Raw genomic sequence first — 3,346 nt, forward strand, 5'->3', positions numbered from 1 at the left:
GAGGGACTTCTTCGAGGACGCGCTCGGGTTCTGCCGCGAGGAGTTCGGGGAGTCGAATCTGGTGCACTTCACGGTGCACATGGACGAGGAGACCCCGCACGCCCACTTCGGCTTCGTGCCGCTTAAAGACGGGAAGCTCTCGTGGAAGGGGTTCTTCCCGGACAAGGCGGCGCTCGGGGCGATGCAGGACAGGTTCTACGGGCGCGTAGGGGCGCTGTACGGCCTTTCTAGGGGTGAGAAGCGCATCGAGGGGGAACCGGCAAGGCGGCACAAGTCCGTGGCCGAATACAAGGCCGAGAGCCGCCGAGTTCAGGCCGAGCTGGACGAGAAGGCCGAACAGCTCGAATCGGCGAGGTTGGAGCTTGCTTCCGCCAATGCCGAGCTTGCGTCCGCGCGGGCGCAGCTCGTCGAGTGCAGATCGCAGGTCGAGGGCTTCGCCGCGAGGTTCGAGCGCATCAAGGCCGAGCTGGCCCAGATTGCCGAGTGCCTGTCGGTGCGCGGCTTCCTCGGGAGCTTCAAGGCCAAGCTCGCCGAGTTCGCCGAAAACCCTATCTGCAAGGCCGCGCTCGCGGCGGGGCGCGACTTCATAACGGCACGTGACGGCAGGCGCGCGGAGAAGGTGCTCGTTGACGGTGCCAGGGAGAAGGTCGGCGAGATGGGCGAGCTGTCGAGGGAGATGGACGAGTTGTCTCTGTTGGATGAGGCCGGTGATATGAGGGGTGCCAGCAGGAAGCTTGACGGCCACGAAGCCCCAGCGCGACCGCGCGATAATCAGGTGCTTTGATTAGGTATACCAATCGGGTATACTTATTGGGGAAGAAAGGAGAACGGCAGTGGTCAGAGTACACGGGAACGCCCTCAAGCACGGGCTTACCAGCGATGAGGTCGCGTATGCGTGGGAGAACCCGATTCGGTGCCGCCAGAGAAACGGCACGGATGACCCGCCGCTCTGGATTTCGGTCGGCTCGCTTCCCGATGGGAGGTTTGCCGAGCTGATTGGATTCATGGATATCGACGGCGTTTGGTGCGTGTTTCACGCGATGGTGCCGCCGACGAAGAAGTTCAAGCGTGAGCTGGGATGGAGGTAGACATGAACGGAATCGTTGCCGAGAACGGCAAGGTCGTTACCGATGAGATGATTGCCGATTGGGAAAGCGCTCTCGAACGCGACGAGTGGCCAAGCGGATGGGTGAATGTGGGCGAAATCGTCGAGGGGAAACTCCCGAAAGCAGCGCCCGAGACGGTAACGCTGTCCCTCAAGGTTCCCGCCGCCATGAAACGGGCGCTTGAGAAGGAAGCGAAGGCCGAGGGCAAGTCGACGGGTGCGTATGCCCGCGGAATCCTCGCCGATGGTCTCATGGCCATAGCGTAAAGCAGCAGGGGAGCTAACAGAAAGGGGAGCCTTGAAGGCTCCCCTTTCCTGCCGGCGACCCCGTTATAATTTGGGTCAGAGCTTTGAGTGCGCCAACACTCGCGGCTCGCATATCAACCGAGATGGTAGCTCGGCGATACACCAGCATTATATCAAGCTGGGATATCCCCAAACAGCTACCTCCCAAACAGGGAGGTTTTTTCATGGCAATGAATGAAAACGAGGGCGGTTCTGCATACCCGCCGAACCCGGATGTGAAATCCGGCTCTTGTCTAATAGCCGGATTTCAACCACTTACGGTGGTTCACCCCTCTTACTGGAATGCATACAAGACTGAATCTGGGGCAACGTTCTCAATCGATATGGTTCGCCTGAAGCTGTCGTTCATCAACGGCAAGGGCGAGTGGTTGAGCACGCACGCCCAGACATTCGACTGCGACAGCATGAGCGCGTGGACGAGCAAGATTAGACCCGGCGGCTGGTACGAGCTTTGGAGCTTCGACCTCGGCGACAGCTCGGTCGCGCTCGGCATCGGCTTCATGGAGCCGAGTTGCAAGGTGAACATGAATCGCGGGTTTATCGAGTTCAACCCGAACAAGGTTGGCGGGGACAAGCGGTTCTGGCGGCTGCTGGAAAAGCTCGCGCCATGCATCTCCCATGCCCGCTTGAAGAGGTTCGACCTCGCCTATGATTTGCCGACAAGCCGTCTGGACTGCCGCCTTAGCAAGGACAGGCGGATGTACAAGTCGGTCATCAGCAACGGAATCACGGAATACCTCGGGGTCAAGAACACGCCCGGATACGTGAAGGTCTACGACAAGGCTGCCGAGATGCACCTGTCGGGCGTGCTGACGCGCATCGAGCTGACGTGTGACGGGGAGTGGGACGCTGGGCAGGTTGTCGCGCACTGGCCGCAGGTTCACGCTTGGCACAGCGGCGAGGACACGCGCGACTGGGTGCGCGTTGTCGGAATCATGCTCGCCGAGAAGGCCGAGCGCGGTGAGGAAGTCGAGACGCTCATCAACATGCTCGGCTGGCGTTCACGACCGAAGGTGCGCGAGTATCTGCGCACGCCGATGGTCGAACTGCCGCCCGACTGCGCCGCCGCAGCCGTAGCCGAAGCGCGAAGCTGGTGCGCTCGGTTCGAGTAGGCGGGTCAATGTAGCAATGCGTGACCACGGGGGCGGAGTAGTTCCGCGCAGCGGATCTACGGAGACCTCGTTCACGGATTGCGGAATTGACGCGACGGTCAATCGAATAGACCAGACTTGAACAAGGGTCGATGACGCACTGCGCCATCGACCCTTTCCTTGCTCTAGTCGCGGCGAAGGAAGCCCATCAAATCGGGGCACGTATATATTCGGCTACTACGACCGAATATATACGTGACGTGTGACGTGTGACGAACAGCCGCGACAAGGGGGAGTTTGAGGGGGCTTGCCCCCTCATGCGAGCGCCGCCGCGTGCCGCCAAGCCGTAGGCGCGGAGCGACCCTAAGTCGCGGAGAACCGACGGTGGTACACTGTCGGCGCACCCCTTTTCAGGATGAAAAGGGGAGTGCGTTACCCTTTTGTTCCAAAAGCCGGGAGGTGCCGCCGCCGATGGGTAAGCAGTACGCAATCCTTCGAGTCCAGAAGTGCAAGGGTGCCGAGATAGGCGCCATGCAGTACCACAACGACCGCGAGCCGGGAAAGCACACGAACCCGGACATTGACCGAACCCGAACCCGGCTGAACCGCGAGATGTGCCCGCACGCCGACTACGAGGGCGAGATTCAGGCGAGGATTGACGCGGGCTACAAGGGTGCCCGCAAGGTGCGCAAGGATGCCGTGAGGCTCGTCGAGGGCATCGTGACGGCAAGCCCGGAGTTCTTCGAGGGCGCGAGCGCCGAGGAGGTGAGGGACTTCTTCGAGGACGCGCTCGGGTTCTGCCGCGAGGAGTTCGGGGAGTCGAATCTGGTGCACTTCACGGTGC

5 protein-coding genes are annotated in these 3,346 nt (G+C 61.2%); all 5 read left to right on the forward strand.

Annotation, left to right across the window (positions count from 1 at the left end):
• On the forward strand, positions 1 to 784 hold a 784-nt coding region (locus I1M21_RS09660), incomplete at its 5' end, for a plasmid recombination protein (RefSeq protein ID WP_195193393.1).
• A gap of 49 nt (positions 785 to 833) precedes the next feature.
• Positions 834 to 1,088, forward strand: coding sequence for a hypothetical protein (locus I1M21_RS09665; RefSeq protein WP_117638241.1), 255 nt, complete (start codon positions 834 to 836; stop codon positions 1,086 to 1,088).
• A 2-nt stretch (positions 1,089 to 1,090) separates the two neighbouring features.
• Positions 1,091 to 1,372 carry a hypothetical protein gene (locus I1M21_RS09670; protein WP_195193394.1) on the forward strand — a complete coding sequence of 94 codons (282 nt, stop codon included), beginning with the start codon at positions 1,091 to 1,093 and terminating at the stop codon, positions 1,370 to 1,372.
• Between the two features lie 203 nt (positions 1,373 to 1,575).
• The gene (locus I1M21_RS09675) at positions 1,576 to 2,523 is read left to right on the forward strand and encodes a hypothetical protein (protein WP_195193395.1); all 948 of its coding nucleotides are present in this window, start codon (positions 1,576 to 1,578) and stop codon (positions 2,521 to 2,523) included.
• A gap of 450 nt (positions 2,524 to 2,973) precedes the next feature.
• Positions 2,974 to 3,346, forward strand: a 373-nt coding sequence (mobV, locus tag I1M21_RS09680; RefSeq protein WP_195193396.1) for a MobV family relaxase, incomplete at its 3' end; no start/stop codon positions are given.

Origin of the sequence: Collinsella aerofaciens (assembly GCF_015546965.1) — a bacterium.
GTDB lineage: Bacteria > Actinomycetota > Coriobacteriia > Coriobacteriales > Coriobacteriaceae > Collinsella > Collinsella aerofaciens_X.

Coding starts and splice junctions, on each gene's coding strand:
- I1M21_RS09670 (WP_195193394.1), top strand. CDS start 1,091: ATGAACGGAATCGTTGCCGAGAACGGCAAGGTCGTTACCGATGAGATG.
- I1M21_RS09675 (WP_195193395.1), top strand. CDS start 1,576: ATGGCAATGAATGAAAACGAGGGCGGTTCTGCATACCCGCCGAACCCG.